Below are 5,702 nucleotides of genomic sequence, written 5' to 3'. Positions count from 1 at the left end.
GTTGGTGGACATGGCGTCGCCGTCTAGGTTCATGGCTCCTTCCAGTTGCAGTATCTCAGTTTCGGCAAGTGACCTTATGTCCATTCCCTTATGCGGAAGTCATGGTTCTTCCCGCAGTGCCTGAATAGCGGGTGCGCCGTCCATGGTTCGCTGCATGCCGATCCAGATTGTCTTGGCGCCAGGTTCACCATCGCTCTTGCGCCCAGGAAACCCACCCAGGGAAGCGCATGTGCGATAGCTGCAGCGCTTCGACCCCAGGACATGATGGGGTTCGCCAGGCCAGCAGATCCTGTGACACGGAATCACCCCATGCGGTGCTGACGCGGAGCCGCAGGCGCGGTCTGCAGCCGTGCGAAAGAACCGCGCAAGGTTGGGAAGAATCTCCCCAATTTCAAGAAATTTCCTAAGCACGCCGCACTTCGCAGCGCGAACACTCTAGGTTTGGTTGCAAGTCACTCTCAGTCGCGTGAGCGGACAAGTGCAACTTCTCTGGCCTGCCATAGGCGGTACTGGATGCCCGCCAGCAGGGGGCATGGGCCAATACAGGGAAGAACAAACATGGAGCAACGGAGGTACTGGTCATCGGTAATGCGCTCGTGGTGCCTGGCTTGCGGCCTGCTGGTGTTTCCGATCGCCTCGCAGGGGCAGGCACCCGGAAGCCCGGCGCAGGAATTACTGCGCCAGCAGGAGCGCGAACGCGTCTTGCGCGAGCAGCAGGAAACCACGCCGGATGTGCGCATGCAGATGCCGGCCCTGGCGGCGCCCGATCAGTTGCCGAGGGAAGAAAGTCCCTGCTTCACGATCCACGAGATCCAGCTGACTGGCGAGGATGCCGGCAAATTCCTGTGGGCGCTGAAGGCGGCTGACCCTGCCACCGATCCCGCTACCGGCCGTTGCCTGGGCACCGCAGGCATCAACGTGGTGATGAAGCGCATCCAGAATGCCATCGTCGCGCGTGGCTTTGTGACCACGCGTGTGCTGGCGGCCCCGCAGGACCTGAGCAGCGGCGTCCTGACGCTCTCGGTGGTCCCGGGGCGGGTACGGGCGGTCCGCTTCGCCGCGGATACCTCCTCGCGTGCCACCGCCTGGAACGCCGTACCGATCCGCCGTGGCGATCTGCTCAACCTGCGCGATATCGAACAGGGCTACACCATCCATTACAGCGTCCCGCTTGGCTACTGGCAGCTGGGCGCCACCGCCGGTGGCTACAAATACCGCCAGACCGTGGCCGGCTACTCGCAGAACTATGTCTACCGCGGCACCAGCGAAAACGCCGAAGTCCGCTTGTCGCGCCTGTTGTATCGCGATGCGACGCGCAAGACCGGCGCCTACGTCCGCGGCTGGCTGCGCCAATCCGGCAACTACATCGACGACACCGAGATCGAAGTGCAGCGCCGCCGCACCGGCGGCTGGGAGCTGGGGCTGACGCATCGGGAGTACCTGGGCACGTCCACCCTCGATGCCACGCTTGCCTACCGGCGCGGCACTGGCGCCTTCGGGGCGATGGCGGCGCCGGAGGAAGACTTCGGTGAAGGCACCTCGCGCATGCAGGTCATCACCGCCGACGCCCAGTTCGCCGTGCCATTCCGGATCGCCAACCAATCCCTGCGCTACACCGCCAACTGGCGGGCGCAATGGAACCGCACGCCGCTGGTGCCGCAGGACCGTTTCGCCATCGGCGGGCGCTATACCGTGCGCGGCTTCGACGGCGAACTCACGCTCATGGGCGAGCGCGGATGGCTATGGCGCAACGACCTGGGGCTGGCCCTGGGCGCCGGGCAGGAAGTGTACGTCGCCGTCGATGTGGGGCGTGTCGGCGGTCCCGCCACCCGCTGGCAACCGGGCCGCACCCTCGCGGGTTCGGCCATCGGCTTGCGCGGCGGCATGCATGGCGGCTACTGGGACGTCTTCTTAGGCACGCCGCTGTACAAGCCCCAAGGGTTCCGGACCGACTCTGTCATCGCCGGCTTCAGCATGGGCTGGTCTTACTGATCTCCTTGGGGCGAGTGCGCCCGCATTCGTATCTGCATAAATGGGAATGGCCGCATGAACAAGAACCTCTACCGCATCATTTTCAACCGTGCCCGCGGCATGCTCCAGGTCGTCGCCGAAATCGCCCGAGGCCACAGCAGCGGTGGCGGGGGGCGGGGCATAGCGGCCAGCAGACCTTGCGTCGTGATGGTGCGGCCATTGAATTTCGCCGTGTGGGTCATCATGGGGCACGTCGTCCTGGGCGGCACGGCGCTTGCGCAGGTGGTGGCCGATCCCAGCGCGCCGGGCAACCAGCGTCCGACCGTGCTGCTAGCACCGAATGGCACTCCCTTGGTCAACATCCAGACCCCAAGTGCAGCCGGTGTTTCGCGTAACACCTACCAGCAATTTGACGTGGGCCAGCAGGGGGCGATCCTCAACAACTCCCGCGGGAACACACAAACGCAGTTGGGCGGCTGGGTGCAGGGCAACCCATGGCTGGGCAAGGGGACGGCCAAGGTCATTCTCAACGAAGTCAATTCCAGCAACCCCAGCCGGCTTAACGGCTACGTCGAAATCGCCGGTAGCCGGGCGCAACTGGTCATCGCCAACCCGGCCGGGATTTCCTGCGACGGCTGCGGCTTCATCAATGCCAACCGGCTGACCCTGACCACCGGTACGCCGGTCGTCAACGGCGGCTCTCTGGAGGGCTATCGTGTCGAAGGCGGCGCCCTCCGGGTCCAGGGCAAGGGCCTGGACGCCAGCGGTGCCGATTACACCGACGTGATCGCTCGCTCGATGGAGGTCAACGCCGGCATCTGGGCCAGCCAACTGCAAGTCACGACGGGCGTCAACGATGTCAGCGCCGATCACACCCGGGTGGCGGCCAAGGCCGCTGGCGGCAAGGCTCCGGCCTTCGCCGTGGACGTGAGCAGCCTGGGCGGCATGTATAGCCAGAAGATCGTTTTATTGGGCACGGAACATGGCGTCGGGGTTCGCAACGCCGGGAACCTGGGCACCCAGGCGGGCGAACTGGTCGTGACCGCCGATGGCCGCCTGGAGAATAGCGGTGCCATGCAGGCGCGGACCGATACCCGGGTGAACGCAAGCGGCGGCGTCGCCAATGCCGGCACCCTCAGCGCCGGGCGCGAGTTGGTGGTGAACACCCCGCAGGATGTGGACAACCGTGGCGGCACCCTCAACGGCCGGCGCGTAGAGGTCAATGCGCAATCGCTCGCCAATCGTGACGGCGCGATCGAGCAGACCGGCGTACAGAACCTGGCCTTGCGCGTAACGGTCGCCTCCAACCGCCATGGCGGGCGCATTGGCCTGGTCGAAGCCAGCAGCGGTGGTGGCCCAGGCAGCTCGGGTAACGGAGGCGTCCCGGGAAGCGGTAGCGAAGGCGGCAGCACAAGCACCGGAGGCATTGTGGAGGTCGATGCTGGCACCGCGCCCGCGCCGCACCCTCCGGCCCGCCTGGCCGACGGTGCGCTCAATATTGCCAAGACCCTCGACAACGACGGCGGCCGCATCTTCGCCGGCGGCGCGATCGACCTTGCCGCCAGTGGCGGCCTGAACAACGACGGCGGCCATCTGGGCGTGCGCCAGCTCAGCGTCAGCGGGGGAGACCTGGCCAACCGCAGCGGCGAACTGCATGTCTCGGACGCCGCCAGCATCCGCGCTGGCCAGGTGAGCAACGACGATGGCCGCCTGCAACTGGGCGGCGCGCTGACCTTCACGGCCGACAACCTCTCCAACCGCGCGGGGGCTTTCCTGCACGGCGGCACGGATGCCACCCATCTGCAGGTGGCCGATACGCTCGACAACAGCGATGGCACCCTGGTGAGCAATGCGTCGCAATTGAGTCTGTCGTCCCGCCAGCTCATCAACCAGAGTGGCAAGCTCAACCACGCCGGCGATGCTGCCCTGAAGATGCAGGTTGACACGCTCAACGGCAAAGACGGCCAGATCGCCACGGCGGGCGCGGCGGCCTTCAAGCTCGGCAGCGCTGACCACCGCAACGCCAGCCTGAGCGCGGCCCGGATCGACCTCACTGCCGAGTCGTTCGACAACCGCGGCGGCAAGATCGTCGCCAGTGGCGAGCACGGCAACCGGCTCCACGTGGCCGGCTCGCTCGACAACAGCCAAGGCACGATTGCAACCAATGGCGACCTGAGCATCCGCGCCAGCACGTTCGGCAACGCGGACGGTACCGTGCAACACGCCGGCAACGGTCGCCTGGATATCGCTGCCGGCACACTCAACGGTGCCGGCGGAACGCTCGCCAGCAATGGCGCCCTCACCCTTACCGGCGAGACCACTGACCTGTTCGGCGGCACCATCCTGGCCCGCAAGATCGAAATTGACACCGGCAAGCTGACCAGCGCCGCGGGCAGCCTGAGCGCCAGCGGCACCGACGCACTCGACGTGAAGGTGCGCGGGGCGCTGGACAATCATGGCGGCACCATCGCCGGTAACGGCGCCCTCGACCTGAATGCGAAATCCCTGGGCAACCGCGACGGCAATATCCAGGCAGCCGGCGCTGCCGATACCCGCCTTGCCGTGGCCGAAACGCTGGATAACACGGGCGGCACCCTGGCAGCGGCGGGGGACACCGCCATCCAGGCTGGAACGCTGCACAACCAGGGGGGCACGCTGCAAGCGGCCGGAGAAGCCGGACTGGACGTCCGGGTCGACGGCCGGCTCGACAACCGCGACGGCGGCGTCATTGTCAGCGGCGGCGCGGGCCAGGTCACGGCAGGTTCCCTCGACAATCGCGGTGGTACCCTCAACGCCCGTGGCACCCTGACCGTCAGTGCCAGCGAAGGGCTGGACAACCGCGCCGGCAAGCTCGTCAGCCATGGCGACCTGGGCCTGACCACCGGCAGCCTGGACAACCGCGATGGCGGCCTCGTCGCCTCCACCAAAGGCGGGGTGACCGTGGACTCCCGTGGCCGTACCGATAACGCCGGTGGCACGCTTCAGGCCGCCGGTGGCCTGGCGCTGGACAGCACCGGGCTCGGCAACGCTGCCGGCACCGTCCTTGGCGCCAATTTGCGCATCGACACCCGCCAGGCGGCGCTGGACAACGCCCACGGCACCCTCGCCAGCACGGCGGGCAGGCTCGACATCCGCAGCGGCGCATTCGACAACACCGCAGGCCTGCTGCAATCGGCCGGCGCCCTCGGCTTGAGCGGCGGCGACCTGGACAATCGTGCCGGCGTGCTCCACAGCCAGGGAGATCTGGCCGCACAAGTCGGTACCCTCGACAACCGCAACGGTGGCCAGTTCAGCGGCAACGCTGGCGTGTGCCTGGACGGCAGCGCGCTGCAGAACCAGGGCGGCAAGGTCCAGGCCAGCAAAAAACTGACCGTGACGCTGACCGGTACCGCCGACAACCACAACGGCCTGATGGCGGCCGGCGACGATCTGGGCGTGAACGCCGACACCATCCTCAATCGCGACACCCAAAGCGCCGATCCCCAAGCGCCGCTGGGTTTGCAGGGCGGCACCGTGGCCCTGGCCGGCAACCGCATCGACAACACCGCCGGCACCATCGCCGCCGACCGTCACATCGGCATTACCGGCGCCGGCGTGGGTAACACCCTGGACAACACCGGCGGCAGCGTCTCTTCGGCGGGCAGCATCGCCGTGACCGCCAACCGCATCGTCAACAGTGCCGGCACGCTGCTGTCCGGCACCCGCCAGTCCATCGAGGCCGGGGGGATGGC

At 67.0% G+C, this 5,702-nt stretch carries 3 protein-coding genes; 2 read left to right on the top strand and 1 reads right to left on the bottom strand.

The window, feature by feature from the left end; translation table 11 throughout:
* Positions 1-99: 99 nt before the first annotated feature.
* Complete coding sequence (locus AC1DKD_RS39480; protein WP_477144586.1) at positions 100-306, bottom strand: IS4 family transposase; 207 nt, start codon at positions 304-306, stop codon at positions 100-102.
* 252 nt (positions 307-558) lie between these two features.
* On the opposite strand from AC1DKD_RS39480, the gene AC1DKD_RS39475 reads away from it, so the two are divergent.
* Both AC1DKD_RS39475 and AC1DKD_RS39470 read left to right on the top strand, forming a co-directional pair.
* A complete protein-coding gene (locus AC1DKD_RS39475) occupies positions 559-1,992 on the top strand; it encodes a ShlB/FhaC/HecB family hemolysin secretion/activation protein (protein WP_477144585.1) in 1,434 nt (477 codons plus the stop codon).
* A gap of 54 nt (positions 1,993-2,046) precedes the next feature.
* A partial coding sequence (locus AC1DKD_RS39470; protein ID WP_477144584.1) for a two-partner secretion domain-containing protein occupies positions 2,047-5,702 on the top strand: 3,656 nt, incomplete at its 3' end.

The organism is Cupriavidus sp. 05T313 (assembly GCF_056396665.1).
This window is presented reverse-complemented; position numbering and strand designations above follow the sequence as displayed.